This window comes from Pseudomonas sp. GW821-FHT04C07 (genome assembly GCF_059420325.1).
Genome location: NZ_JBWKTM010000005.1, coordinates 107,015 through 133,887, shown reverse-complemented (window position 1 = coordinate 133,887; position 26,873 = coordinate 107,015). Strand labels below are relative to the sequence as shown.

Genomic DNA, 26,873 nt, shown 5'->3' with positions numbered 1-26,873 from the left:
CTGAGCGCAATTGCATAGCATTCTAATGGCGGCGACAATATCTGTTAAATGGATTATTAAGATAAGGGTTATCGGTTATATAGATATGCGATTTACTCTCCGTCAACTTCAAGTATTCGTCGCCGTTGCCCAGCAGGAAAGCGTGTCCCGTGCTGCGGGCTTACTGGCGCTTTCCCAATCGGCCGCCAGCACCTCAATCACCGAGCTTGAGCGCCAATCCAGCTGCCAGCTTTTCGATCGCGCCGGCAAGCGCTTGAGCCTCAATGCCCTGGGCCGGCAACTGCTGCCACAGGCCGTAGCCCTGCTGGATCAGGCCAAGGAGATCGAGGATCTGCTCAATGGCAAGTCCAGCTTCGGCTCACTGGCGGTTGGCGCCACGCTGACCATCGGCAATTACCTGGCGACCTTGCTGATCGGCAGCTTTATGCAGCGGCATCCCGAAAGCCAGGTGAAACTCCATGTACAAAATACTGCGAATATCGTGCAACAGGTTGCCCATTACGAAATTGATCTGGGTCTGATCGAAGGCGATTGCAGCCACCCGGATATCGAGGTGCAAAGCTGGGTCGAAGATGAGCTGGTAGTGTTTTGCGCCCCCCAGCATCCCTTGGCCAAGCGCGGCCAGGCGAGCATGGAAGAACTGACGCACGAGGCCTGGATTCTGCGCGAACAAGGCTCTGGAACAAGGCTGACCTTCGACCAGGCCATGCGTCATCACCGCAGCGCGCTGAACATCCGCCTCGAACTCGAACACACTGAGGCGATCAAACGCGCAGTGGAATCGGGACTGGGAATTGGCTGCATATCACGACTGGCGCTGCGCGATGCGTTCCGCCGCGGCAGCCTGGTGGCCGTAGAAACGCCGGATCTGGACCTGGCGCGGCAGTTCTATTTCATCTGGCACAAACAGAAGTACCAGACCTCGGCCATGCGCGAGTTTCTCGAACTGTGCCGCGCCTTCACCGCCGGGGTACAGCGCAGTGACGAAATAGTCCTGCCGACGATCGCTTGAGCGGCCGTTAAATCAGAATCACGGCCCACACCACGGCGATCATGCTCAGGGCGATGAGTTGGGCGGCGCTACCCATGTCCTTGGCATTTTTCGACAAGGGGTGCAGATCAAGGGAAATCCGGTCGATCGCCGCTTCCACTGCCGAATTGAGTAGCTCGACAATCAATGCCAGCAGACACACGGCGATCAGCATTGCCCGCTCTACCCGACTGACGTTGAACAGAAGGCTTAACGGAATCAGGATGACGTTGAGCAACACCAATTGACGAAAAGCCGCTTCTCCCCTGAAGGCAGCACGCAAGCCGTCGAAAGAGTAGCCGGCGGCATTGAGGATGCGTTTAAGACCCGTTTGACCTTTGAAAGGCGACATAAAGTAGACAACTGAAAAAATGAGTGGGGGAAACTAGTTCAATGAAAGTTAAAAAAGCGTGAAGAAACAGGCTGTTACTGGGTCGAAATTGACTCAAGTTGTTGCAAGAGCAAAGCCGCCTGAGTCCGGGTGCGCACCCCCAGTTTGCGGAAAATCGCCGTCACGTGGGCTTTGATCGTCGCTTCCGAAACGCCCAGTTCGTAGGCAATCTGCTTGTTCAGCAACCCCTCACAAACCATGGTCAGTACGCGAAACTGCTGGGGAGTCAGACTGGCCAGTCCATCTCTGGCGGCTTTGGCCTCGTCCGAGACGCTTACCGCTTCGAAAGCCTGCGGCGGCCACCAGACATCGCCGTCCAAAACGCTACGCACCGCTTGCTGAATGACTTCCAGTGAACTGGATTTGGGGATGAAACCGCTCGCACCAAACTCACGGGAACGCACCATAATCGATGCCTCTTCCTGTGCCGAAACCATCACCACCGGGATCTGCGGATATTGGCCGCGCAACAACACCAGCCCGGAAAAACCGTAAGCACCCGGCATGTTCAGATCCAGCAACACCAGGTCCCAGTCAGCCTTTTCGGTCAGACGGGTTTCCAGTTCTGCAATGCTCGCAACCTCGACCAGACGAACCTCAGGGCCAAGGCCCAGGGTCACCGCCTGATGCAGCGCGCTGCGAAACAACGGGTGATCATCGGCAATCAGGATTTCGTATGTGGCCATTTTTCAAATGATCCTGTTTTTACGGGAGGCCTGATGAATTCAGTCCTCGCCAACGCAACACAAGGCGACAGCCAAAAATGCAGTACCCGCAAGGCGCGTTCAACGCCAGGAGTCCAGCAAACCAGCGTTCAAAACTTCAGTCGCGCCTTAATCGGCGCCAAGCATGCCCAGCGAAGGCGGGGTGGTCAAGCTGGATGCTTTGCGGCAAAGTCATCGGCTAACTAATAAGAGTGCCATCATGCGAAGCCAAGCCTTGCGTGCCGATGTCCTGATGCTTGTAACCGCCATGATCTGGGGATCGGGATTTGTCGCACAAACCTCAGGGATGGATCATATCGGTCCTTACCTTTATTCCGGCCTGCGCTTTGCCCTTGGCTCGCTCTGCCTGCTACCGCTGGTGCTGCGTGGCAATCACCATCACACCAAACCAGAGCCCTTGCTTACCCGCGGCCTGCTAATGGGCGGGGGGCTGATGGGCCTGGCACTGGCTCTCGGAATCAACCTCCAGCAAGTTGGCTTGTTATTCACCAGCGTGACCAATGCCGGCTTCATCACCGGCCTCTATGTCATTGTAGTGCCACTATTGGGCCTGATCATTGGCCACAAGACGGGGCTGGGCACCTGGTTCGGCGCAATATTGGCGGTAGTCGGGATGTTTCTGCTCAGCGTAGGCGAGAACTTTCAGGTCGCCCCAGGGGACTGGCTACAGCTCACCGGAGCCATTGTCTGGGGTGGGCATGTGGTGTTGGTCGGGGTTTTCGCCAGCCGTCATGACCCGATTCGCCTGGCCTTCCTGCAATTTGCCACGTGCTCATTGGTCAGCCTGGTCCTGGCGTTGTGCTTTGAGACCTTGCAGTGGAACGCAATTATCGCCGCCGGTCCGGCCATTCTGTATGGCGGCATCGTTGCAGTGGGCATTGGCTACACACTGCAGGTGATTGCACAAAAGGATGCAATCGCCTCGCACGCAGCAATCATCTTCTCACTGGAAGCTGTCTTCGCAGCTATTGCCGGTGCCTGGCTGCTCGATGAGTCTTTGCAACTGCGTGGCTATTTCGGCTGTGCGTTGATGCTGATCGGGATGCTGGTGGCGCAGCTCTGGCCAAAAAGGCCGGAGCTGGTGCTTGCATGATCGCTAGAGAAAAGGTTTCAGACGTGTGTGGGTTTCATCGTTCGGGTCGATCACCTGTTGATATTTCGCCGCCAGATAATGCGTACTGAACACATCCAGATAAGCGTCCAGTACTTCACTGGCCGGTTGATCCTCGGCCAGCTCCAGGCATAAGGCAGCAACTTCTGCGGTGCAGAAGTGATCGTCGCGCTTGGAGCGCCGCAATTTATAGCGTGAGAGCTGCTCGGGCTCCAGGCTGAGCACCGGCAAGTGTTCCAGGTAAGGACTCTTGCGGAACATTTTGCGCGCTTCGCTCCAGGTGGCGTCCAGCAGAATGAACAGCGCACGCTTGCCCTGCTCCAGCTTGACCTCGGTCACCACACGCTCCGGCGCGACAAACTCGCCTGGAAATACAATGTAGGGTTGCCACTGCGGGTCAGCAATCAGCGCCAACAACCCCGGTTCGACTTCCGTACGCGACCACAGGAACGCACTGGTGTCAGCAATGACATCGGCAATCAGCCAGCCGGTATTGCTCGGTTTCAGCGGTTCGACATCATGCATTACCAGGCACATCGCCGATTTGGCCGAAACCTGCGGCCGCCACACACACATGCAGTGGCTGGGGATCACTCGGCAACCCGGGCAACGTTCCGCCCGCGAACCACGTGCGACAAAAGGTTTGACCGCACGGGCCAGGCGTTGGGCACGCAAGCGGGAAACGGCGTGGCTCATGGTAGCTGAAGGTGGCAAGAGGAAAGAATCGACACGAAAAGAACTCGGTTGGCCAATAAAGTCGTCGCAGTTTACCAGAGCAACCTGCGCAAGCCTGTACCGTCCACCCCTGCTCCCCCTATAATTCGCCGCCATTGAACGCACAGTCCCGTGGCGGGTCGAAGCACCAGTCACTGAACCAGGAGAGTTTCATGCTGCGCCTTATCGTTCCCACCGTTGCCCTTCTGCTGGCGCTGCCCTTCACTGCCCAGGCTGCGTCCAAACAAGACTACGAACTGAGCAAGATGCTGGAACAGGTTGCCACGCAAAGCAGTGCTGGCACCCCACGGGCGATCAACGAGGACATTCTCGATCAAGGCTACACCGTTGAAGGTAAAGAGCTGATCAACCACCTCAGCGTGCAGTCAAGCCATGCAGAAAAAATGCGCGCGAACCCACAAGCGGTGTATTTCCAGTTAGGCGCTACCGTCTGCCGTAACGAGAGCTATCGCAAGTTGATGGCCAAGGGGGCGATCATGCGCTACGAATTTACTGAATATAAAACCAATCGCCCGGTAGCCTCTGAACGCTTCAAAGAGTCTGACTGCCTACAGCAGAAAAAGAAGAAGTAATCACTGCTCTGCTGCGCGTCGCTGTTGATCATCGGCGCGCAGCTCTGCCACCAACACCTGCAAATACCGCGAACGCCGCTCAGAACCCTCCAGACGTCGCCGACACTCTTCCTCAAAACTCAGATGATTGGCCGCAGCCGCCGATTGCAACAACCGATACAACTGCGTATCGATTTCCAGAACCACACTGGTCATTTCAAGCCTCCTTGCATCCGCCGATTCGCCAATAATTGCGCGATCAAACCCTCAGCCCTATGCCTTGCGTCCCACCTTGACGCAAAGATGTCTTACTGCGGCTGTAACTTAGTAAATCAGAGCTGACACAGCCCTGCACAGGTTCTGACGAGCGGTGAAACCCCGTTGCGAATCAGCAGTAAGCTGTTGCCAGCCAAGACTTTCCGGGCACATGATCAAGCCAGCAAAAACCGCCTGGAGGGTCTAGATTCAGAGTGTGCCGGTTAACTTTTTTGGGGCAGAAAAGGGGGTTGCCCAACAGCGTCTTGCAGTGCGAATGTTTCTTTCATCCAAGGAAAAAACAGAGCCCGTATGGATGACTCGATCGCCACAGTCAATGTTTCAGGCACTGTCGAGTCAGGTGTAATGCTCAGGCGTTAGTCTGGGTTGACAGCGACACATGGAGTGTCGTGGCGCTAGCGAATATCTCGCCGGTGCCAAGGGGTCTGTCCAGAAGGAGAAGTTGAATGCCTTACCAACCGAATGACCTCCTAAGCCGTCATTTTCAAAGCAACGGTAGCGACCTCACCAGCAAGGTCGAAGAGCAACTCAACCTGGTTGCACCCAATAGCCCGAATACCCCGATTTATCGCGACATGATGCTGACTGTCTTGCGCATGGCCCAGGAAGACCACAATCGCTGGAATGCCAAGATCACCCTACAAGCCCTGCGCGAACTGGAGCATGCCTTCCGTGTGCTGGAACAGTTCAAAGGTCGACGCAAGGTCACCGTCTTTGGCTCGGCACGTACGCCGATCGAACACCCCCTCTACAGTCTGGCCCGGGAACTCGGTGCGACCCTGGCTCGCTCGAACATGATGGTCATCACCGGCGCCGGCGGAGGCATCATGGCTGCCGCCCATGAAGGCGCTGGTCTCGAACACAGCCTTGGATTTAATATCACACTGCCATTTGAGCAGCATGCGAATCCAACCGTCGAAGGCACAGCCAATCTGCTGCCATTCCACTTTTTCTTTACCCGCAAGCTGTTTTTCGTCAAAGAGGCCGACGCCCTGGTGCTTTGCCCTGGCGGCTTTGGCACGCTGGACGAAGCGCTGGAAGTACTGACACTGATCCAGACCGGCAAAAGCCCGCTGGTACCGGTGGTGCTGTTGGACGCTCCGGACGGCAGTTTCTGGCAAGGCGCTCTGGACTTTATTCGCAATCAACTGGAGGACAATCGCTACATTCTTCCCAGCGACATGAAACTGATTCGCCTGGTGCATAGCGCCGATGAAGCCGTGGAGGAAATCAACCAGTTCTACAGCAACTTCCACTCCAGCCGCTGGCTGAAGCATCAGTTTGTGATTCGCATGAACCATAAACTAAGCGAGCAGGCGCTTGAGCACATGCAGAAGGCCTTTGCCGACCTCTGCCTGAGCGATCACTTTCATCAGCATGCTTACAGTGGAGAGGAGCACGACGAAGCACAGTACAGCCATCTGGCGCGACTCTCGTTCACCTTCAACGCCCGCGATCACGGTCGTCTGCGTGAACTGGTCGACTTCATCAACCTGCCGGAAAACTGGGCCAAGGCTCAGAACAAGACACAACAACGTGCACGGGAACCAATCAAGGTCACTTGATCGACAAGCAACTCAGTGGTTCGCGCCCTCTAACGTAAACAGTGGGGCGAGCCATATCAGTCAGTCATCCGTCCCACGGCCGCTCAACAAGCGGCCGATCATTTCCATTGAATAACCCCGATAACTCAGAAAGCGGCCTTGTTTGGCACGCTCGCGGGCGTCTATCGGCAAATGCCCGGCAAACTTGCGACGCCAGGTATCTTCCAGTTGCTCTTGCCAACTGATACCACACTCACGCAAGGCGAGTTCAATATCGGCACGTTGCAGACCGCGCTGGCTCAACTCTTCGCGAATGCGCAAAGGGCCATAACCGGAACGGGCACGGTAGGAAACAAAGCTTTCGAGGTAACGGGATTCGGACAGCAGGCCCTCTTCCGTCAGACGGTCAAGTGCTGTGTCGATCATTTCAGGAGAGGCGCCGCGCTGACGCAGTTTACGCGTCAGCTCGACTCGACCGTGCTCGCGTCGCGCGAGCAGGTCCATTGCGGTTCGCCGCACCGCGACGAGTGTATCGAGTACGGCGTTCATCGGATCGATCAGATATCAGCGTCGGCCAGATCGTCAGCAGTCTCGCGGATCGCATTGGCTTTCACGTCCGGCGTCGCCGTCAGCAGCTTGTCGCGGATCTGCTTCTCAAGGGCCGCGGCAACATCCGGGTTGTCCTGCAGGAACTTGGCCGAGTTGGCCTTGCCCTGACCGATCTTGCTGCCATTGTAGGCATACCAGGCTCCGGACTTTTCCACGAAGCCATGCAGTACGCCGAGGTCGATCATCTCGCCGTTCAGGTAGATACCCTTGCCGTAGAGAATCTGGAACTCAGCCTGACGGAACGGCGGAGCCACTTTGTTCTTGACGACTTTGACGCGGGTTTCGCTACCGACGACTTCATCACCTTCTTTCACCGCGCCAGTACGGCGGATATCCAGACGAACCGAAGCGTAGAACTTCAGCGCGTTACCACCGGTGGTGGTTTCCGGGCTGCCGAACATCACGCCGATTTTCATACGGATCTGGTTGATGAAGATAACCAGGCAATTGGCGTTCTTGATGTTACCGGTGATTTTACGCAGTGCCTGGGACATCAGACGGGCTTGCAGGCCCACGTGCATGTCGCCCATTTCGCCTTCGATTTCGGCTTTTGGCACCAGAGCTGCCACGGAGTCGATGACGATCACGTCGATGGCGTTGGAACGCACCAGCATGTCGGTGATTTCCAGCGCTTGCTCGCCGGTATCCGGCTGGGAGACCAGCAGGTCATCAACGTTGACGCCCAGTTTGCCAGCGTATTCCGGATCCAGTGCGTGCTCGGCGTCGACGAAAGCGCAGGTGGCGCCCATCTTCTGTGCCTGAGCAATCACGGAGAGAGTCAGTGTGGTTTTACCGGAAGATTCCGGACCGTAGATTTCAACGATACGGCCTTTTGGCAGGCCGCCAATGCCGAGTGCGATATCCAGCCCCAGAGAGCCAGTGGAGATAGCCGGGATCGCCTGACGGTCGTGATCGCCCATACGCATTACGGCACCCTTGCCGAATTGACGTTCGATCTGACCCAGGGCCGCAGCCAAGGCTTTCTTCTTGTTGTCGTCCATTAAAGTCCTCACGTAATCAATAAGGCCTGACGGCCAACACCTGTATAAGTAGCCAGTATTATTCCACAGCGCTTGAGGATCGCCTACCCCTGATTTGAGATTTCTCCCGCGGCATACAGCAGCAACCCCTCTAGCGCGGCCTTCACCGTTTGTCGGCGAACGTCATCGCGGTTACCGGGGAAGTAGCGGCACTCGGCATTGATCGCCTCTCCGACCGCCCAGGCCAGCCATACGGTGCCCACCGGTTTCTGCGGCGAACCGCCGTCCGGCCCGGCCACACCACTGACGGCCACGGCAAAACGCGCACGGCTTTTGTCCTGAGCACCACGAACCATGGCCTCGACCACTTCACGACTGACCGCCCCCACCTGCTCGAACAGCTCGGTGGGCACATTCAGTTGCTGGGTTTTCTGACGATTGGAGTAGGTGACATAACCAGCTTCGAACCACGCCGAGCTACCCGGGATACGGGTAATGGCCTCGGCGATCCCACCGCCAGTGCAGGACTCGGCGGTACAGACGTGCGTATTGAGAATCTGCAAACGCCTGCCGAGTTCAGCGGCAAGCTGGGTGATTTCGTCCATGGTCCTCTCCTGATCAGGCTGGCGTGAGACCTACCGTACACGAGCGTATCGCGCTTGCAAGACGCCTGGTCGGTCAAAATGTTAATGAGCGATAGCTCTGAACACATCCTTGCGGGCTGGGCTCGTAGTCATTGCCCCTGGTCTGCCAATCCATTGGTTCTGGAAACTGAACGCCATCTAGTGATCCTGACTGGAATCACGCGGTGGTACTTCACAGACCCCCGATGCGCTTGGCGGCCCACCGCTCGTAAAGTCCGATGGCCGCAGATTGCACAAATTCAATTATTTATGCACAACAAATGCATCAAAGCATCGAGACCTGCATGGACAAAGGCTCAGGCGGTTTTCTACAGACGAAAATAAGCCCGCTCAATGCGGGCTCTATCTGGAAGAGGTGAGGTTAACGGGCGTACATGCCCCACCAGAAGACGTGAACAAGGTCGCCGTCGACGATATCGCCAATCGCGCATTTAGCGGCATTGACCCCGACCGTGGCGCCATCACGCAGCACCGGCAGCATGCTGTTGCCGCGGACGGTCACGCACTTGGCCTGGTCGAACTGCACACCATTGTGCCGCAGGCTCCGCTTGCCGAAACGCAGGCTGGCTTTCTCGCTTTCCTCGATGACGAATCTTCCTGATCCAGCAGCCAATTCAACCTCGCGAAGAAAGGGAATCGACACCTCGTCGTCTTCGACGGGGGTATCGTCATCCCACGGACTTATGTCCTTGAGTTCTGAATGCAACTCGTCGCGCTGGGGCTTTGGCGGGGGCAACATCCGCACGCCCGCGCAATTGATCGGTGCTCACGCGAAAATACTCGGCGATCCGCGAGATGTGCTTATCCGAAGGACCGACAATCTTGCCGCTGAGAATGCGTGAAAGCGTGGATTGAGGCACACCGGTTCGACGATGAAGCTCCATGGCGGAGATCCCGTGGTAACCTTGCGCCCATCGCGAAAAAGCCGGGCCGCAGGGCCCCAATTTTGCCCCTCATTTTTAACGAATCGCTCTAAGCCACTGATGAATAAAGCTATTTCAGACTTGTCCAGCCACACGCCGATGATGCAGCAATATTGGCGGTTGAAGAACCAGCACCCCGACCAGTTGATGTTCTATCGCATGGGTGACTTCTACGAGATCTTCTACGAAGACGCGAAGAAAGCCGCCAGATTGCTGGACATTACCCTGACCGCGCGCGGGCAGTCGGCAGGACAAGCGATTCCGATGTGCGGGATTCCTTACCATGCGGCCGAAGGTTATTTGGCGAAACTGGTGAAGCTCGGCGAGTCGGTGGTGATCTGTGAGCAAGTCGGCGATCCGGCGACCAGCAAAGGTCCGGTGGACCGGCAGGTGGTGCGGATCATTACTCCGGGCACGGTCAGCGATGAAGCACTGCTCGATGAGCGCAGGGACAACCTGATCGCGGCGGTGCTGGGTGACGAGCGCTTGTTCGGTCTGGCCGTGCTGGACATCACCAGCGGTAACTTCACGGTTCTGGAAATCAAAGGCTGGGAAAACCTGCTGGCGGAGCTGGAGCGCGTCAACCCGGTCGAACTGATGATCCCGGATGATTGGCCAAAGGATCTACCGGCCGAAAAGCGCCGTGGTGTACGTCGCCGCGCGCCGTGGGATTTCGAGCGCGACTCGGCGCTCAAAAGCCTCTGCCAACAATTCTCCACCCAGGACCTGAAGGGTTTTGGCTGCGAGAACCTGACCCTGGCCATCGGTGCCGCGGGTTGCCTGCTCAGCTACGCCAAAGAAACCCAGCGCACTGCCTTGCCGCACTTGCGCAGCCTGCGCCACGAACGCCTTGACGACACCGTCGTACTGGACGGCGCGAGCCGCCGCAATCTGGAACTGGATACCAACCTCGCCGGCGGACGCGACAACACCCTGCAATCGGTGGTCGACCGTTGCCAGACCGCCATGGGCAGTCGCCTGTTGACGCGCTGGCTGAACCGTCCGCTGCGTGACTTGCAGGTATTGCTGGCCCGCCAGACCTCGATCACCTGCCTGCTGGACGGCTATCGCTTTGAAAAGCTGCAACCGCAGCTCAAGGAAATCGGCGATATCGAACGGATCCTCGCCCGTATCGGCCTGCGTAACGCCCGTCCTCGGGACCTGGCGCGCCTGCGCGATGCCTTGGGTGCCTTGCCGGAACTGCAAGTGGCCATGAGCGAACTTGAGGGCCCCCACCTCAAGCAACTGGCCGTGACCACCAGCACCTATCCAGAACTCGCGGCCCTGCTGGAAAAAGCCATCATCGACAACCCGCCTGCGGTGATCCGTGACGGCGGCGTGTTGAAAACCGGTTACGACGCCGAGCTGGATGAACTGCAATCGCTGAGCGAAAACGCCGGGCAGTTCCTGATCGACCTCGAAGCCCGTGAAAAAGCCCGTACGGGCCTTGCCAACCTGAAAGTCGGCTACAACCGGATTCACGGCTATTTCATCGAATTGCCGAGCAAACAGGCCGAACAGGCACCGGCTGACTACATTCGCCGCCAGACCCTCAAAGGTGCCGAGCGCTTCATCACCCCGGAGCTCAAGGCCTTCGAAGACAAAGCCTTGTCCGCCAAGAGCCGCGCACTGGCCCGCGAGAAGATGCTCTACGAAGCCCTGCTCGAGAACCTGATCGGCCGCCTGCCGCCGTTGCAAGACACTGCTGCGGCATTGGCCGAGCTGGACGTGCTGAGCAACCTGGCTGAACGCGCACTGAACCTGGACCTGAACTGCCCACGCTTCGTCAGCGAGCCTTGCATGCGCATCACTCAGGGTCGTCACCCAGTGGTCGAACAAGTGCTGAGCACGCCGTTCGTGGCCAACGATCTGAGTCTGGATGACAGCACCCGGATGCTGGTGATCACCGGTCCGAACATGGGCGGTAAATCCACTTACATGCGACAAACCGCATTGATCGTGTTGCTGGCGCATATCGGCAGCTTTGTGCCGGCCGCCAGTTGCGAGTTGTCACTGGTTGACCGCATCTTCACCCGTATAGGCTCCAGCGATGACTTGGCTGGCGGGCGTTCGACCTTTATGGTCGAAATGAGCGAAACGGCGAACATCTTGCACAACGCCACCGAGCGCAGCCTGGTGTTGATGGATGAAGTCGGTCGCGGCACCAGTACCTTTGACGGTCTGTCCCTGGCCTGGGCGGCAGCCGAGCGATTGGCTCATCTGCGCGCCTACACGTTGTTCGCCACCCACTACTTCGAGCTGACGGTATTGCCGGAAAGCCAGCCGCTGGTGGCCAACGTCCACCTCAACGCCACCGAGCATAACGAGCGCATCGTATTCCTCCACCATGTACTGCCTGGCCCTGCCAGCCAGAGCTACGGGCTGGCGGTTGCGCAACTGGCCGGCGTACCGAGCGAGGTGATAGTACGTGCTCGCGAGCACTTGAGCCGGCTGGAAACCACCAGCCTGCCCCACGAAGTGCCAGCGCCTGCCAAAGGCAAACCCGCAGCGCCGCAGCAGAGCGATATGTTCGCCAGCCTGCCCCATCCGGTGCTGGATGAGCTGGCCAAACTCGATCTGGATGACATGACCCCGCGTAGAGCGCTCGAAATGCTCTATACATTAAAGACACGGATATAGAGTCTGTTGACGTTTGGTGGCGAGCCGCCACCAAACGTCAACAGCCCCTAACGCAGATGCCTGCAAGCTGTTAGAATCTCGCGCGGTTTGGGATGCTGCTGGCTTAGCCTGCCTGCAGACTATCGCTCCCAAACCTGGCGACCCCACCGTGAAGGGGCGCAGCAAGCCGCGCCTGAGGAGAGAATTAGAAATGACCTTCGTCGTCACCGACAACTGCATCAAGTGCAAGTACACCGACTGCGTAGAAGTCTGTCCGGTGGACTGCTTTTACGAAGGCCCGAACTTCCTGGTGATTCACCCGGATGAGTGCATTGACTGCGCACTTTGTGAGCCAGAATGCCCTGCTGTGGCCATTTTTTCCGAAGATGAAGTCCCGGAAGAGATGCAGGAATTCATTCAGTTGAACGTTGAACTGGCCGAAATCTGGCCAAACATCACTGAGAAAAAAGAATCGCTGCCGGACGCTGAAGAGTGGGATGGCGTGAAGGGCAAGATCAAAGACCTCGAACGCTGATAATCATCGCGCTCCCGAAAAGGCCCCTCGTGGGCTTTTTTGCTTTTCGGGGTTTGCCTGATGTCTGTCAGCTATGCGTCGCGGCTTAAAAAATCGGCGGCCCGAACCTGCGGTAGCTACAGACAGGCAAAAAAAGGGGCGGTATTACCCGCCCACATTTTTTCCCTAGTCCTTGTGTTCCTTTTCATCATCCTGATGAACCGCTTCCTGCGATGTCCTTGACCATCATCCTTGATGGTTGTGTCTATCCGTTGACACAGCGCTGATAGTAGATGGTTCCCCAGCAAGAGCAATCACACAGCCCGGGGGAAATGGTGAGTAAACCACCACCAAGCTGTCAAAAAAATCTCTTTAAAATCAATAGAATAGAAAAAAACAACAACGCTAATGGATGTCTGCCCTGAAGCAAAAAAACCGAACACTTACGAAAGAGTAGGCCAAGGCTTACACCAGCAAAAGACTAAACCTGAAACACCGACAGGACGCTGCTCTGCCCATCAACTCTCTCGAAAATAAAAAGCCCCGAACCAGTCGGGGCTTTTATTTGCGAGCTAATGCGTTCCAGCTACTGGAACAGCGACTCACTCGACAGGCCGTTCTTCTCAAGAATTTCTCGAAGGCGCTTGAGGCCTTCAACCTGAATCTGTCTGACCCGCTCGCGGGTCAGGCCAATCTCCAGGCCAACATCTTCCAGAGTGCTGCTCTCATGGCCGCGCAACCCGAAGCGGCGTATCACCACTTCTCGCTGCTTGTCAGTCAGTTCCGAGAGCCACTGATCAATGCTTTGCGACAGATCATCGTCCTGGAGCAACTCGCAAGGGTCGGTTGGACGGTCATCAGTCAGGGTGTCCAGCAGGGTTTTATCCGAATCCGGACCCAGTGAGACGTCGACCGAAGAAACCCGCTCATTGAGGCCCAGCATGCGCTTGACCTCACCTACCGGCTTTTCCAGCAGGTTGGCGATTTCTTCAGGGGAAGGTTCATGATCGAGCTTTTGAGTCAGCTCACGTGCTGCCCGCAGGTAGACGTTGAGCTCTTTGACCACATGGATTGGCAACCGGATGGTCCGGGTCTGATTCATGATCGCGCGCTCGATGGTCTGACGAATCCACCAGGTTGCGTAGGTCGAAAAGCGGAAGCCGCGTTCCGGATCAAACTTTTCCACTGCGCGGATCAAGCCGAGGTTGCCCTCTTCGATCAGGTCCAGCAGCGACAGCCCACGATTGACATATCGTCGGGCGATTTTCACCACCAGCCGCAGGTTGCTTTCAATCATGCGCTTACGCCCGGCCGGATCGCCACTCTGCGACAAACGCGCAAAATGAACTTCCTCTTCCGGGGAGAGCAATGGGGAAAAGCCGATTTCATTGAGATACAACTGGGTCGCATCGAGCGCCCGCGTGTAATCAATGTATTTATGTTGCTTTAGTGAAGCGGAGTGTTTGGATTTGGCACGAACTGAAGGTGCAGCAAATCCTTCATTCGACATCGAATCCATAGCGACGCCGGCCTCCATCAGGAGAACCTCATCGTCGATGTCAAACTCCGGCACTTCTTTACTGAGAGCCATTGTTATAGTCCTTTGGTGAGTTCGACCTCAAGCTCAAGCGACGCCTTTATCCTTGGCAACGCTGGAGCCTGTTCCTTCTACGTGAGGGAACAGGCTGGTAACCGATCAACGACGTGGCAGGAATTGCAGCGGATCTACAGGTTTACCCTGACGGCGAATCTCAAAGTGCAGTTTCACCCGGTCCGTACCAGTTGACCCCATTTCGGCAATTGCCTGTCCGACTTTGACCTGCTGCCCCTCCCGAACCAACAGCCTACGGTTGTGGCCGTAAGCACTTACGTAGGTATCGCTGTGTTTGATAATGACTAACTCGCCGTAGCCCCGCAAGCCACTCCCGGCGTAAACAACCGTCCCATCAGACGCAGCTAAAACAGGCTGTCCCAAATCTCCGGCGATATCAATGCCTTTATTCAAACTGCCGTTTGAAGAGAATTTCCCGATCAAAATGCCGCTCGAAGGCCACCCCCAACCGGTCGGCGCAGGCCCTGCCGGCGGTAGCGGAGCCGGTGCCGGCTTGCTCTCGACACTGGCTGCAGTACCGGCTGTGGTGCCGGCTACAGCGCCTGCCGGACGCCTGATTACCGTGGTTTTAAGGGAAGAGGATGGTGTTGAATCCTGTTTTGTTACAACGGTGGTCGGCGTGGAACCTGAACGGCCGTCAAAGCGAATCGTCTGACCCGGATGAATTGTATAAGGCTCAGCAATATTGTTGCGTGCCGCCAGGGCTTTGTAGTCCCAACCATAGCGAAAAGCGATCGAGAACAATGTATCGCCACGGCGAACGACATACTGGCCAGTGGTCACGACCGGCCGCTGGGCCACTGCATTATTACCGTCGACTACCCGCACGCCGTCCGAAGGTTTGCTGGAGCACGCAACCAACGTGGAACTCAAGACAAGGCCAATCACCAGTCGCTGAAAGCTTGTTATACCCATACGCTGCGCAATGACTGTGAGACTCACCCGCCGCTCCCTATGTGGTGGCTGATAATAAAGATTGCCTGTTCAGGCCTGGAATGTCGCCAGTATAACCGGCCGTTCATTCTTTACCGCTGGCAAAGCGAAATCGAGAGAAGGACACAACTGCTGACCGACGTTCAATAGTGTTTATATGAATAGCCCGCTGTAAGACAAACGCTATCAAGCAGAATTCACCGCGATTAAACAAAAGCTCAAGCCAATGGACCGTTGAGTAAAGGCACAAAGCGTACAGCGTCCAGAACTTGCCGAGAGAAACCCTGCTCTTCACGAATGATCAGCATCAGATGTTGATCCTCACCCGCGCCGACCGGAATCACCAAGCGCCCGCCGGGAGCCAGCTGATCGAGCAAGGCCTGAGGGACATCGGTGGCAACAGCGGTAACAATGATGCCGTTGTACGGCGCCAGTGCCGGCCAGCCTTCCCAGCCATCGCCCCAGCGGAACACTACATTACGCAGGTTCAATTCGACCAGGCGCTCCTTGGCGCGATCTTGCAGCACTTTGATCCGTTCGACCGAGAACACACGCTCAACCAGTTGCGACAGGACCGCCGTCTGATAACCGGACCCGGTGCCAATCTCCAGAACTTTGTCCAATGGACCTGCCGCCAACAACAGCTCGCTCATGCGAGCCACCATATAGGGCTGGGAAATTGTCTGGTTATGGCCGATCGGCAACGCGGTGTCTTCATAGGCGCGGTGCGCCAGCGCCTCATCGACGAATAGATGACGCGGGGTACGGCGGATCACTTCCAATACCTGGGCGTTGGACAGTCCCTCCTCGTACAACCGCTGGATCAAGCGCTCGCGAGTTCGTTGAGAGGTCATACCGATACCTCGACGCAACAGGTCGTCTTGTTCACGCCCCATTAACGCAACCCCTCCAGCCAGCCATCGAGACTACTGAAGGCATCATTGAAGGTGCGATCGAGCTGCAACGGGGTGATCGAAACATAACCTTGCATCACCGCATGAAAGTCAGTGCCCGGGCCGCCGTCTTCGGCATCGCCTGCCGCCGCAATCCAATAACCGGACTTGCCTCGCGGGTCGACCACTTTCATCGGCGCCGCAGCACGGGCGCGATGGCCCAGACGGGTCAGCTGGATGCCACGTATGTGATCGAGCGGCAGATTGGGGATATTCACATTCAGCACAGTACGTGGTGGCAAATCCAGTTGGGCATGAGCCTCTACCAGTTTGCGCGCGAAGTACGCAGCGGTCGACAGGTTCTCGACCTGACGCGACACCAGCGAAAAGGCGAAGGATGGCCGATCCAGAAAACGCCCTTCCAGCGCGGCGGCGACGGTACCGGAATACAGCACATCGTCACCCAGGTTGGCACCCAGGTTGATCCCGGAAACCACCATGTCCGGCTCGCGCTCCAACAGACCATTGAGGCCCAGATGAACACAATCGGTGGGGGTTCCGTTGATGCTGATAAAGCCGTTTGCCAGGGTTTGCGGGTGCAACGGACGATCGAGTGTCAGCGAGCTGCTGGCGCCGCTTTTGTCTTGGTCCGGGGCGATAACCACGCACTCGGTGTAATCCGCCAGCGCAGCATAAAGCGCGGCGAGACCGGGTGCTGTTACCCCATCGTCGTTAGATATCAGAATACGCATGGGCTGTCCGTCTGCCCCACCGGCACCAGATCGACGAGTTCGCGCACCAATACAGTGGCGAAGCATCCGGCCGGCAGGACGAATTCCAGTTGCAGAATGTCAGGCTCGGGATAATGCCACGTCAACCCGCCAATGGGCAGCCGCAGGATGCGACGTTCATGGCTCATTCCGGCTTTAATCAACCAATCGCGCAGATCGGCTTCGCGGGCAGCGACTTCTTGCTCAAGAACATGAGTGGCGCCGCTCGCCGGTGACTCCCCCTCGCCCCACTGTGGCCCTGTCGGGTGCAGATCAAGGATCGCCAGACGCGGGTCGCTGCATTCCGCTTCGCCTGCCGGGAAAAAGCTACGGCTATCGGTGAACGCGAGCAAATCGCCAATCTGCGCTCGCTGCCAACTGCCATCGGCGACACGGGCAGCCAGCACCTGATTGAACAGATAACTGCGGGCGGTCGAGAGTAAACGCGAGCGCACATTGCGCTGTTCCGGCAGGGCCTTGCGAGCGGCCCAGTCACGGGCATCGACCACATTGCCGCCCTGATGGCCGAAGCGCTGGGCACCGAAATAATTTGGAATACCCTGCCTGGCGATCAGTTGCAGGCGCTCGTCGATAGCCGCCTTGTCCCCCACCAGTTCAGTCAAACGCAGGGTAAAACCGTTGGCCGCGTGGGCCCCGCGTTGCAACTTGCGTTTATGCCGAGTGCTTTTCAGAATTCTCAGCGTGTCGTTTTCTGCCGCCGACAGATCGGGGTCGGCCTTGCCCGGCAGTTGCAGGCTGAACCACTGTCGGGTCAGCGCCTGGCGATCCTTCAACCCCGCGTAACTCACGGTACGAAGCGGTACACCCGCAGCCTTGGCAATGCGCCGGGCCGCGTCTTCGGTGTTCAGGCCGCGCTTTTCCACCCATAACCACAGGTGTTCACCGTCGCCGCTCAAGGGAATATCCAGTACTTCGTCGACCTGAAAGTCTTCAGCGGTGGCTTTCAGTACCGCCGTCCCCAGTGCTTCGCCATAGGCACGCGGGCCGAGCAATTGCAGTTCGTTCATGCGCGCAGCAACAAGGCAACGGAGTGCACGGCAATGCCTTCTTCGCGACCGACAAAGCCGAGCTTTTCGGTGGTGGTAGCTTTCACGTTCACTTGATCCAACTCAACTTGAAGATCCGCGGCAATCAGCGCGCGCATCGATTCTATATGCGGGGCCATTTTTGGCGCCTGGGCAACGATGGTGTTATCGACATTACCGACCTTCCAGCCCTTGGCGTGGATCAGTGCGACAACGTGACGCAACAGTACGCGGCTGTCAGCACCTTTGAATTGCGGGTCGGTGTCCGGGAAGTGTTTACCGATATCACCCAGCGCCGCCGCGCCGAGCAAGGCATCGCTCAACGAGTGCAGCAAGACGTCGCCGTCGGAATGGGCGAGCAGCCCGAAGCTGTGTGCAATTCGCACGCCGCCCAGAGTGATGAAATCGCCTTCAGCGAAACGGTGCACATCATAGCCGTGGCCAATACGCATAAAAAAACGCCCCGATTTAGTCAGGGCGTGATTCTACCTGCTTTGGCGGACATTAGGCGCCTAGAGCGTGTGCGTGATGTCGCAAGTGATCATCGATGAAGCTGGCGATGAAGAAATAGCTGTGGTCGTAGCCTGGTTGCAGACGCAAGGTCAGCGGATGGCCGGCAAGTTTCGCCGCCTGCTGTAGCGCTTCGGGCTTGAGCTGAGTGGCCAGAAAGTCATCTCGATCCCCCTGATCCACCAGTAACGGCAGCTTTTCACTGGCCTCGGCGATCAGCACACTGGCATCCCATTCGCGCCATTTCGAGCGCTCCTCACCCAGATAGCGGGAAAACGCCTTCTGCCCCCAAGGGCAATCCATCGGATTGTTGATCGGCGCAAAAGCCGACACCGACTGATAACGCCCGGGGTTGCGCAACGCACATACCAAGGCACCGTGGCCACCCATGGAGTGACCACTGATTCCACGCTTGTCGGACGCCGGGAAATGCGCCTCGACCAGTGCCGGCAACTCCTGCACCACGTAGTCATGCATCCGATAATGCCTGGCCCAAGGTTCCTGCGTGGCATTCAGATAAAAGCCCGCACCCAGTCCAAAATCCCAGGCGCCATCCGGATCACCCGGCACATCGACGCCGCGCGGACTGGTATCCGGTGCGACGATGATCAGACCAAGCTCGGCCGCCATGCGCATGGCACCAGCCTTGTGCATGAAGTTCTCGTCGGTGCAGGTCAATCCCGACAACCAGTACAACACCGGCAGATTGCCGCCCTGCTCCGCTTGCGGCGGCAGGTACACGGCAAACACCATGTCGCAGCCCAGTACTTCGGAATGATGTTTGTAGCGTTTATGCCAGCCACCGAAGCTCTTCTGGCATGAGAGGTTCTCCAGACTCATGACCGACCTCAGAAATGGATGACAGAGCGGATGCTTTTGCCTTCATGCATCAGGTCGAATGCCTTGTTGATGTCTTCCAGCCCCATAGTGTGGGTAATGAAAGTGTCCAACGGGATTTCGCCGCTCTGGGCCATTTCGACGTAGCTTGGCAACTCCGTGCGACCGCGCACGCCACCGAACGCCGAACCGCGCCAGACGCGGCCGGTTACCAGTTGGAACGGACGGGTGGAAATCTCTTGGCCAGCACCGGCAACGCCGATGATCACCGACTCACCCCAGCCTTTGTGGCAGCATTCCAATGCAGCGCGCATCAGCTGCACGTTGCCGATGCACTCGAAGGAAAAGTCCACACCGCCATCGGTCATGTCGACGATAACGTCCTGAATCGGGCGATCGAAGTCTTTCGGGTTCACACAATCGGTGGCGCCCAACTGCTTGGCGATTTCGAACTTGGCCGGGTTGATGTCGATGGCGATGATTCGCCCGGCTTTGGCTTTGACCGCACCGATGACCGCTGACAGGCCAATGCCACCTAGACCGAAGATTGCCACGGTGTCGCCCGGTTTGACCTTGGCGGTGTTGATGACAGCGCCGATCCCCGTGGTGACGCCACAGCCCAGCAGGCAGACTTTTTCCAGTGGTGCGTCTTTAGGGATCTTCGCGACAGAGATTTCCGGCAACACCGTGTATTCGGAGAAGGTCGACGTACCCATGTAGTGGAAAATCGGCTGACCTTTGTAGGAGAAGCGCGTGGTGCCGTCTGGCATCAGGCCTTTGCCCTGGGTCGCACGGATGGCTTGGCAGAGGTTGGTTTTGCCTGACTTGCAGAATTTGCACTGGCCGCATTCCGGTGTGTACAGCGGAATCACGTGATCGCCCACCGCTACCGAAGTCACACCCTCGCCGATGGCCTCGACAATCGCGCCACCTTCGTGGCCGAGGATCGACGGGAATATGCCTTCCGGGTCGGCACCCGACAGGGTGTAGGCGTCGGTATGGCAAACGCCGGACGCGACCACACGCAACAGGACTTCACCGGCCTTGGGCATGGCGACATCGACTTCAACGATCTCGAGGGGTTTCTTGGCCTCGAAGGCAACGGCGGCGCGCGACTTGATCATCCTGACTCTCCAGCGAATAAAAACGAGACAGGGAGTGTAAAACACCGCCAAGCGATGAATAATCCAGCCAAAAGCAAAACATTATTGCTGCACAGGGATAATCCTCATGTCCGAGAACCGCTGGGAAGGCATCGATGAGTTCGTCGCCGTCGCTGAATGCAACCAGTTCACGGCTGCCGCCGAACGCCTTGGGGTTTCGTCTTCGCACATCAGTCGACAAATCGTACGACTCGAAGAGCGCCTGCAAACCCGCCTGCTCTACCGCAGTACCCGCCGGGTGACGCTGACCGAAGCCGGGCAAACTTTCCTGCAACACTGCCAACGCTTGCAGGACGGACGCGAAGAAGCCTTACGCGCAGTCGGCGACCTGACCAGCGAGCCCAAAGGCATGCTGCGCATGACCTGCGCGGTGGCGTATGGCGAGCGCTTTATCGTGCCGCTGGTGACCAGCTTCATGGGGCTTTATCCGCAATTGCGGGTCGATATCGAATTGAGCAACCGCCCGCTCGATCTGGTGCACGAAGGTCTGGATCTGGCGATTCGGCTTGGCCGCCTGCAAGACTCACGACTGGTAGCCACGCGCCTGGCACCACGGCGCATGTACTTGTGCGCCTCGCCGTCCTATCTGGAACGTTATGGTCGTCCGCACAGTTTGTCCGAGCTGAGCCGACACAACTGTTTGATCGGCAGCTCGGACATCTGGCAACTGGAGCAGGGCGGGAGAGAGTTTTCCCAGCGGGTACAGGGCAATTGGCGCTGCAACAGTGGGCAAGCGGTGCTGGACGCTGCGCTACAAGGCGTTGGGTTGTGTCAGCTGCCGGACTATTACGTGCTGGAACACCTGAAAAGCGGCGCACTGGTGTCGTTGCTGGATGCTCATCAACCACCGAACACCGCCGTCTGGGCGTTGTATCCGCAGCAACGGCATCTGTCGCCGAAGGTGCGCAAGCTGGTGGATTATCTGAAGGAGGGACTGGCCAAACGGCCGGAGTATCTGGAGTAGTTGCAACTCCACCCGTAGCAGCAGGCTTCGCCAGCTGCTACGAAAAGCTCTTCTACCGGCGATTCGCCCAGCGCAGGCGTAGCCACTCCAGGTCTTCGGGACGGGTGACCTTGATATTGTCCGAGCGACCTTCAATCAAGCGTGGGGCCAAACCTGCCCACTCCATGGCCGAGGCCTCGTCGGTGATCACCACGTCAGCCACCAGACTGTCAGCCAAGGCCCGATGCAATGCGCCGAGACGGAACATCTGTGGTGTATAGGCTTGCCAGATCAAACTGCGATCAACGGTTTCAACCACCCGCCCCTGTTTGTCGACACGTTTCAGGGTGTCGCGCGCTGGCACAGCCAATAGCCCGCCAACAGGATCATCCGCGAGCTCAATCAGCAGCTTGTCCAAATCATCGCGAGAAAGATTCGGTCGCGCGGCATCGTGGACCAACACCCAGTCCTCGTCGGCAGCGCCTTGTGCATGCAAATGCAGCAACGCGTTGAGTACCGAGCCCGAGCGCTCCTGACCGCCATCCACCCGCTGAATTCGCGGATCATGGGCGCAAGCCAGAGTCGGCCAATAGGGGTCATCAATAGCAAGACTGACCACCAGCCCCTTCAAGGCGGGATGGTCGAGGAAACAGCCGAGGCTGTGTTCGAGAATTGTGCGCCCACCCAGTTGCAAATATTGCTTGGGGCGGTCCGCAGCCATACGGGCACCAACGCCCGCGGCAGGAATCACGGCCCAGAAGGCCGGTAGCGTCTGAATCATTGGGCCAACTGGTAGAGGGTTTCACCCTCCTTGACCATGCCCAACTCATGGCGAGCCCGCTCTTCAACGGTCTCCATACCTTTTTTCAACTCAAGGACTTCGGCATCCAGAACGCGGTTACGCTCCAGCAGTGCCTCGTTTTCGGCGTGCTGGTCAGCAATTTGCTGGGTCAGCTCGGCGACCTGCGCCAGACTGCCATTCCCCACCCACAGGCGGTACTGCAGGCCAGCCAGCAGCAAGAGCAAGACGAGGAACAACCAATTGGGACTGCGCATCGAATATCGGGTTTCCAGTGAAAAAAGACAGCCATGCCAACAATTTTGAATCGACCAATAGCACGAAGCCTGGAAGAACCAGGCTCGTACTCTAAGACGTCAGATTAGTGGCAAAAAAGCCGCTGTAGCGTTCTTTCCGACACAATCCGGTGTCTTTTTACCATCTAGTGTCTCGCCTCACAAACACGCTCATCTTTTGACGAGTGGCTGTTGTCGTCAGGCAACGCTGCATGAAGGCAACAGACGCCGTCAAAAAGGAGCAGCTATTTGCGAGGCAGGATACTTCAGCTTAGCCGCGAAACTCGCTGCGGCCGTTGTACTTGGCCTTGGCGCCCAGTTGCTCTTCGATGCGCAGCAATTGGTTGTACTTGGAAACACGGTCGGAACGGCACAGCGAACCGGTTTTGATCTGGCCAGCCGAGGTGCCCACAGCCAGGTCGGCAATGGTCGAATCTTCGGTTTCGCCGGAACGGTGCGAGATCACCGCAGTGTAACCAGCAGCCTTGGCCATCTGGATGGCTTCCAGGGTTTCGGTCAGGGTGCCGATCTGGTTGAACTTGATCAGGATCGAGTTGGCGATCTTCTTGTCGATGCCCTCTTTCAGGATCTTGGTGTTGGTCACGAACAGGTCGTCGCCGACCAGTTGAACCTTGTCGCCGATCTTGTCGGTAAGGATTTTCCAGCCATCCCAGTCGGACTCATCCAGGCCATCTTCGATGGAGATGATCGGGTAACGGCTGGCCAGACCGGCCAGGTAGTCAGCGAAACCGGCAGCATCGAACACCTGGCCTTCGCCAGCCAGATCGTACTTGCCATTTTCGTAGAACTCGCTGGCAGCGCAATCCAGAGCCAGGGTCACGTCGGTGCCCAGCTTGTAACCAGCGTTGGCCACAGCTTCGGAGATCACTTTCAAAGCGTCTTCGTTAGACGCCAGGTTCGGCGCGAAACCACCTTCGTCACCGACGGCGGTGCTCAGGCCACGAGCCTTCAGCACAGCTTTGAGGTGATGGAAAATCTCGGTGCCCATGCGCAGGCCATCGGCGAAAGTCTTGGCGCCAACCGGCTGAACCATGAATTCCTGGATGTCGACGTTGTTATCGGCGTGCTCGCCACCGTTGATGATGTTCATCATCGGAACCGGCATCGAGTAAACACCCGGGGTGCCGTTCAGGTTGGCGATGTGTGCATACAGAGGCAGGTCCTGGTCCTGTGCTGCTGCCTTGGCCGCGGCCAGGGAAACGGCGAGGATCGCATTGGCGCCCAGGGTTGCCTTGTTTTCGGTACCGTCCAGCGCGATCATCGCGCGGTCCAGTGCCTGCTGGTCAACCGGATCCTTACCCAGCAACAGGTCACGAATCGGACCGTTGATGTTGGCTACAGCCTTGAGCACACCCTTGCCCAGGTAACGGCTCTTGTCGCCATCACGCAGCTCGAGCGCTTCACGCGAGCCAGTGGAAGCACCGGACGGCGCACATGCACTGCCGATGATGCCGTTATCGAGAAGCACATCCGCTTCGACGGTGGGATTGCCACGGGAGTCGAGAACTTCACGACCTTTGATGTCGACGATTTTTGCCATTGTTGTAAACACTCCAAAGTTGACTAGAACGCTGTGGGAGCATGGCTTGCCAGCGAAGGAGCCCACAAGGACACCATCGCCGGCAAGCCGTACTCCTACAAGAGCAGTGCGGCCCGCAGGCCAGAGCGATAAATCGAGCGGTACTTTACCGGAGAAATCAGGTTTACGCGGTTTCTACTGTCGGAAAACTCTTCACTAGTTCATCCAGAGCCTTGAGCTGGGCCAGGAATGGCTCCAGCTTGTCCAGACGCAAGGCGCAAGGGCCATCGCATTTGGCGTTGTCCGGATCTGGATGCGCTTCGAGGAACAAGCCAGCCAACGACTGACTCATGCCAGCCTTGGCCAGATCAGTGACCTGGGCGCGACGACCACCGGCGGAATCGGAGCGACCGCCAGGCATTTGCAGCGCGTGGGTCACATCGAAAAATACCGGGTATTCGAACTGCTTCATGATGCCGAAGCCGAGCATGTCCACAACTAGGTTGTTGTAGCCGAAACTCGAACCGCGCTCACAGAGGATCAACTGATCGTTACCCGCCTCTACGCACTTGCTCAGAATGTGTTTCATTTCATGAGGGGCGAGAAACTGGGCTTTCTTGATGTTGATCACCGCGCCGGTCTTGGCCATGGCCACCACCAGATCGGTCTGCCGCGACAGGAAGGCTGGCAGCTGGATGATGTCGCAGACCTCGGCGACCACCGCAGCCTGTTCAGGCTCGTGGACGTCAGTAATGATCGGCACACCGAACGCCTGTTTAACGTCCTGGAAAATCCGCATCCCCTCTTCCAGGCCCGGGCCACGATAAGAGGTCACGGACGAGCGGTTAGCCTTGTCGAAGCTGGCCTTGAACACGTAAGGGATACCGAGTTTTTCGGTAACCCGCACGTACTCTTCACAGACCTGCATAGCCATGTCGCGGCTTTCCAGCACGTTCATGCCGCCGAACAGCACCATCGGCTTATCGTTGGCGATCTCGATGTTGCCTACGCGGATGATTTTCTGCGCCATGCGTTTTATCTCCGGGCTCAAGCTTTCTTCTGATGCTGAACCAAAGCAGCCTTGACGAAGCCGCTGAACAACGGGTGACCGTCGCGCGGTGTCGAGGTGAACTCAGGGTGGAACTGGCACGCGACGAACCATGGGTGATCCGGTGCTTCAACCACTTCAACCAACGCGCCATCACCAGAACGACCGGAGATTTTCAGGCCCGCTTCCATCAGGCTCGGCAGCAGCTTGTTGTTCACTTCATAACGATGACGATGACGCTCGACGATGACGTCCTTGGCATAGCAGTCATGGACCAGGGACCCGGCTTCCAGCAGGCAATCCTGAGCGCCGAGACGCATGGTGCCACCCAGATCGGAGGTTTCGGTACGGGTTTCGACTGCGCCGGTGGCGTCTTCCCACTCGGTGATCAAGCCAACGACCGGGTGACCGCTGTTGCGATCGAATTCAGTGGAGTTGGCGTCTTTCCAGCCCAGCACGTTACGAGCGAACTCGATCACGGCCACCTGCATACCGAGGCAGATACCCAGGTAAGGAATCTTGTTTTCGCGAGCGAATTGAACGGCGGTGATCTTGCCTTCCACGCCACGCAGACCGAAACCGCCTGGCACCAGAATCGCATCGACGCCATCAAGCAGCGCAGTGCCCTGGTTCTCGATGTCTTCGGAATCGATGTAACGCAGGTTGACCTTGGTGCGGTTGCTGATACCGGCGTGACTCATCGCTTCGATCAGCGACTTGTAGGCGTCCAGCAGCTCCATGTACTTGCCGACCATGGCGATGGTGACTTCGTGCTCCGGGTTGAGCTTGGCGTCAACCACAGCTTCCCACTCGGACAGATCGGCACCAGCACATTGCAGGCCGAAACGCTCGACGACGAAATCATCCAGGCCCTGGGAGTGCAGAATGCCCGGGATCTTGTAGATGGTGTCGGCGTCTTCCAGCGCGATGACCGCACGTTCTTCAACGTTGGTGAACTGCGCGATCTTGCGGCGCGAAGAGATATCGATCGGGTGGTCGGAACGGCACACCAGCACGTCTGGCTGCAAGCCGATGGAACGCAGCTCCTTGACCGAATGCTGAGTAGGCTTGGTTTTGGTTTCACCGGCAGTGGCGATGTACGGTACCAGCGTCAGGTGCATCAGCATCGCGCGTTTGGCGCCAACTTCGAAACGCAATTGACGGATCGCTTCGAGGAACGGTTGGGATTCGATGTCACCCACGGTGCCACCGATCTCGACCATGGCCACGTCGGCATCGCCGGCGCCCTTGATGATCCGGCGCTTGATCTCGTCGGTGATGTGCGGAATCACCTGGATTGTTGCGCCCAGATAATCACCACGGCGCTCCTTGCGCAGGACGTGTTCGTAGACACGGCCGGTGGTGAAGTTGTTGTTCTGGGTCATGGTCGTGCGGATGAACCGCTCGTAGTGGCCCAAGTCCAGGTCGGTTTCGGCGCCGTCGTGGGTGACGAACACTTCACCGTGCTGGAACGGGCTCATGGTGCCCGGATCAACGTTGATGTAGGGGTCCAGTTTGAGCATGGTGACCTTAAGTCCCCGCGCCTCCAGGATGGCTGCCAATGAAGCCGAGGCAATGCCTTTCCCCAATGAAGAAACAACACCGCCCGTGACGAAGATGTAGCGCGTCATGAAAAACCCTAGAAGTCTGCGTTAAAGCGGTCAGAGCCGCCGGGGAAAGCGAAGGAAGGCCGAAGCCCCCGATCACCTGCATTAATTACAGTGCATCTTTCGAAAAATTGCTGCGTTGGAACAGATCGGCACAGAACACCGATACGGTACGCGCTACACATTTTTTTGAGAATCGCCCAGCAAAGACTGCTTGGTAATCGGCAACTCCTGCAATTCATGGG

At 57.5% G+C, this 26,873-nt stretch carries 27 protein-coding genes and 1 pseudogene; 7 read left to right on the top strand and 21 right to left on the bottom strand.

What is annotated here, in order from left to right:
- Positions 1 to 85 precede the first annotated feature (85 nt).
- Positions 86 to 1,012: a LysR family transcriptional regulator gene (locus AC07UI_RS11355; RefSeq protein WP_494992592.1), complete on the top strand. Its 927-nt coding sequence runs from the start codon at positions 86 to 88 to the stop codon at positions 1,010 to 1,012.
- 7 nt (positions 1,013 to 1,019) lie between these two features.
- On the opposite strand, the gene AC07UI_RS11350 is transcribed toward AC07UI_RS11355, so the two are convergent.
- Positions 1,020 to 1,382, bottom strand: a complete 363-nt coding sequence (locus AC07UI_RS11350) for a diacylglycerol kinase (protein ID WP_494992591.1) — start codon at positions 1,380 to 1,382, stop codon at positions 1,020 to 1,022.
- A gap of 74 nt (positions 1,383 to 1,456) precedes the next feature.
- Positions 1,457 to 2,107: a response regulator transcription factor ErdR gene (erdR, locus tag AC07UI_RS11345; RefSeq protein ID WP_494992590.1), complete on the bottom strand. Its 651-nt coding sequence runs from the start codon at positions 2,105 to 2,107 to the stop codon at positions 1,457 to 1,459.
- A 238-nt stretch (positions 2,108 to 2,345) separates the two neighbouring features.
- Between erdR and AC07UI_RS11340 the strand changes: the two genes are divergently transcribed.
- Positions 2,346 to 3,239 (top strand): DMT family transporter, encoded by an 894-nt coding sequence (locus AC07UI_RS11340; RefSeq protein ID WP_494992589.1) that lies wholly within the window; start codon positions 2,346 to 2,348, stop codon positions 3,237 to 3,239.
- Positions 3,240 to 3,242: 3 nt separating this feature from the next.
- On the opposite strand, the gene AC07UI_RS11335 is transcribed toward AC07UI_RS11340, so the two are convergent.
- On the bottom strand, positions 3,243 to 3,953 hold the full coding sequence (locus AC07UI_RS11335; RefSeq protein WP_494992588.1) for a tRNA-uridine aminocarboxypropyltransferase: 711 nt from the start codon (positions 3,951 to 3,953) through the stop codon (positions 3,243 to 3,245).
- Positions 3,954 to 4,144: 191 nt separating this feature from the next.
- Between AC07UI_RS11335 and AC07UI_RS11330 the strand changes: the two genes are divergently transcribed.
- Positions 4,145 to 4,564, top strand: a complete 420-nt coding sequence (locus AC07UI_RS11330; protein ID WP_494992587.1) for a quorum-sensing-regulated virulence factor family protein — start codon at positions 4,145 to 4,147, stop codon at positions 4,562 to 4,564.
- Here AC07UI_RS11330 and AC07UI_RS11325 read toward each other — a convergent pair whose 3' ends face one another.
- Positions 4,565 to 4,759, bottom strand: a complete 195-nt coding sequence (locus AC07UI_RS11325; RefSeq protein WP_494992586.1) for a hypothetical protein — start codon at positions 4,757 to 4,759, stop codon at positions 4,565 to 4,567.
- 506 nt (positions 4,760 to 5,265) lie between these two features.
- On the opposite strand from AC07UI_RS11325, the gene AC07UI_RS11320 reads away from it, so the two are divergent.
- A complete protein-coding gene (locus AC07UI_RS11320) occupies positions 5,266 to 6,384 on the top strand; it encodes an LOG family protein (RefSeq protein ID WP_494992585.1) in 1,119 nt (372 codons plus the stop codon).
- Between the two features lie 60 nt (positions 6,385 to 6,444).
- On the opposite strand, the gene recX is transcribed toward AC07UI_RS11320, so the two are convergent.
- From recX to AC07UI_RS11300, 4 genes and pseudogenes are all read right to left on the bottom strand, one after another.
- Complete coding sequence (recX, locus tag AC07UI_RS11315) at positions 6,445 to 6,912, bottom strand: recombination regulator RecX (RefSeq protein WP_494992584.1); 468 nt, start codon at positions 6,910 to 6,912, stop codon at positions 6,445 to 6,447.
- A gap of 8 nt (positions 6,913 to 6,920) precedes the next feature.
- Positions 6,921 to 7,973: a recombinase RecA gene (recA, locus tag AC07UI_RS11310; protein WP_494992583.1), complete on the bottom strand. Its 1,053-nt coding sequence runs from the start codon at positions 7,971 to 7,973 to the stop codon at positions 6,921 to 6,923.
- Positions 7,974 to 8,056: 83 nt separating this feature from the next.
- Positions 8,057 to 8,557: a CinA family protein gene (locus tag AC07UI_RS11305; protein WP_494992582.1), complete on the bottom strand. Its 501-nt coding sequence runs from the start codon at positions 8,555 to 8,557 to the stop codon at positions 8,057 to 8,059.
- Between the two features lie 400 nt (positions 8,558 to 8,957).
- Positions 8,958 to 9,456, bottom strand: a pseudogene (locus AC07UI_RS11300) (LexA family transcriptional regulator).
- A gap of 135 nt (positions 9,457 to 9,591) precedes the next feature.
- Between AC07UI_RS11300 and mutS the strand changes: the two are divergent.
- Together mutS and fdxA are read left to right on the top strand one after the other, a co-directional pair.
- Positions 9,592 to 12,159, top strand: coding sequence for a DNA mismatch repair protein MutS (gene mutS / locus AC07UI_RS11295; RefSeq protein ID WP_494992770.1), 2,568 nt, complete (start codon positions 9,592 to 9,594; stop codon positions 12,157 to 12,159).
- Positions 12,160 to 12,349: 190 nt separating this feature from the next.
- Positions 12,350 to 12,673, top strand: coding sequence for a ferredoxin FdxA (fdxA, locus tag AC07UI_RS11290; protein WP_007908827.1), 324 nt, complete (start codon positions 12,350 to 12,352; stop codon positions 12,671 to 12,673).
- A 565-nt stretch (positions 12,674 to 13,238) separates the two neighbouring features.
- Here fdxA and rpoS read toward each other — a convergent pair.
- The 8 genes from rpoS to AC07UI_RS11250 all read right to left on the bottom strand — a co-directional run bounded on the left by rpoS (position 13,239) and on the right by AC07UI_RS11250 (position 20,377).
- Positions 13,239 to 14,243, bottom strand: a complete 1,005-nt coding sequence (gene rpoS, locus AC07UI_RS11285; protein ID WP_494992581.1) for an RNA polymerase sigma factor RpoS — start codon at positions 14,241 to 14,243, stop codon at positions 13,239 to 13,241.
- A gap of 105 nt (positions 14,244 to 14,348) precedes the next feature.
- Complete coding sequence (locus AC07UI_RS11280) at positions 14,349 to 15,206, bottom strand: peptidoglycan DD-metalloendopeptidase family protein (RefSeq protein WP_494992580.1); 858 nt, start codon at positions 15,204 to 15,206, stop codon at positions 14,349 to 14,351.
- A 209-nt stretch (positions 15,207 to 15,415) separates the two neighbouring features.
- Positions 15,416 to 16,051, bottom strand: a complete 636-nt coding sequence (locus tag AC07UI_RS11275) for a protein-L-isoaspartate(D-aspartate) O-methyltransferase (RefSeq protein WP_494992579.1) — start codon at positions 16,049 to 16,051, stop codon at positions 15,416 to 15,418.
- 41 nt (positions 16,052 to 16,092) lie between these two features.
- Positions 16,093 to 16,842, bottom strand: a complete 750-nt coding sequence (surE, locus tag AC07UI_RS11270; RefSeq protein ID WP_494992578.1) for a 5'/3'-nucleotidase SurE — start codon at positions 16,840 to 16,842, stop codon at positions 16,093 to 16,095.
- Positions 16,830 to 17,888 carry a tRNA pseudouridine(13) synthase TruD gene (gene truD, locus AC07UI_RS11265; protein WP_494992577.1) on the bottom strand — a complete coding sequence of 353 codons (1,059 nt, stop codon included), beginning with the start codon at positions 17,886 to 17,888 and terminating at the stop codon, positions 16,830 to 16,832. The genes surE and truD overlap by 13 nt, the downstream gene beginning before the upstream one ends.
- Positions 17,885 to 18,358 (bottom strand): 2-C-methyl-D-erythritol 2,4-cyclodiphosphate synthase, encoded by a 474-nt coding sequence (gene ispF, locus AC07UI_RS11260; RefSeq protein WP_071551620.1) that lies wholly within the window; start codon positions 18,356 to 18,358, stop codon positions 17,885 to 17,887. The genes truD and ispF overlap by 4 nt, the downstream gene beginning before the upstream one ends.
- 52 nt (positions 18,359 to 18,410) lie before the next feature.
- The gene (fghA, locus tag AC07UI_RS11255; RefSeq protein ID WP_494992576.1) at positions 18,411 to 19,256 is read right to left on the bottom strand and encodes an S-formylglutathione hydrolase; all 846 of its coding nucleotides are present in this window, start codon (positions 19,254 to 19,256) and stop codon (positions 18,411 to 18,413) included.
- 8 nt (positions 19,257 to 19,264) lie between these two features.
- A complete protein-coding gene (locus AC07UI_RS11250; protein WP_494992575.1) occupies positions 19,265 to 20,377 on the bottom strand; it encodes an S-(hydroxymethyl)glutathione dehydrogenase/class III alcohol dehydrogenase in 1,113 nt (370 codons plus the stop codon).
- 106 nt (positions 20,378 to 20,483) lie between these two features.
- Between AC07UI_RS11250 and AC07UI_RS11245 the strand changes: the two genes are divergently transcribed.
- Entirely contained in the window at positions 20,484 to 21,380 is an 897-nt protein-coding gene (locus AC07UI_RS11245; RefSeq protein ID WP_494992574.1) for a LysR substrate-binding domain-containing protein, read from the top strand.
- Positions 21,381 to 21,432: 52 nt separating this feature from the next.
- Here AC07UI_RS11245 and ispD read toward each other — a convergent pair whose 3' ends face one another.
- The 5 genes from ispD to pyrG form a co-directional block, all read right to left on the bottom strand.
- Entirely contained in the window at positions 21,433 to 22,140 is a 708-nt protein-coding gene (gene ispD / locus AC07UI_RS11240) for a 2-C-methyl-D-erythritol 4-phosphate cytidylyltransferase (RefSeq protein WP_494992573.1), read from the bottom strand.
- Positions 22,137 to 22,415 carry a cell division protein FtsB gene (ftsB, locus tag AC07UI_RS11235; RefSeq protein WP_494992572.1) on the bottom strand — a complete coding sequence of 93 codons (279 nt, stop codon included), beginning with the start codon at positions 22,413 to 22,415 and terminating at the stop codon, positions 22,137 to 22,139. The genes ispD and ftsB overlap by 4 nt, the downstream gene beginning before the upstream one ends.
- 289 nt (positions 22,416 to 22,704) lie before the next feature.
- The gene (gene eno / locus AC07UI_RS11230) at positions 22,705 to 23,994 is read right to left on the bottom strand and encodes a phosphopyruvate hydratase (RefSeq protein WP_494992571.1); all 1,290 of its coding nucleotides are present in this window, start codon (positions 23,992 to 23,994) and stop codon (positions 22,705 to 22,707) included.
- Positions 23,995 to 24,157: 163 nt separating this feature from the next.
- On the bottom strand, positions 24,158 to 25,003 hold the full coding sequence (gene kdsA / locus AC07UI_RS11225) for a 3-deoxy-8-phosphooctulonate synthase (protein ID WP_494992570.1): 846 nt from the start codon (positions 25,001 to 25,003) through the stop codon (positions 24,158 to 24,160).
- Between the two features lie 17 nt (positions 25,004 to 25,020).
- Positions 25,021 to 26,652: a CTP synthase gene (gene pyrG, locus AC07UI_RS11220; RefSeq protein ID WP_494992569.1), complete on the bottom strand. Its 1,632-nt coding sequence runs from the start codon at positions 26,650 to 26,652 to the stop codon at positions 25,021 to 25,023.
- Between the last annotated feature and the right edge of the window lie 221 nt (positions 26,653 to 26,873).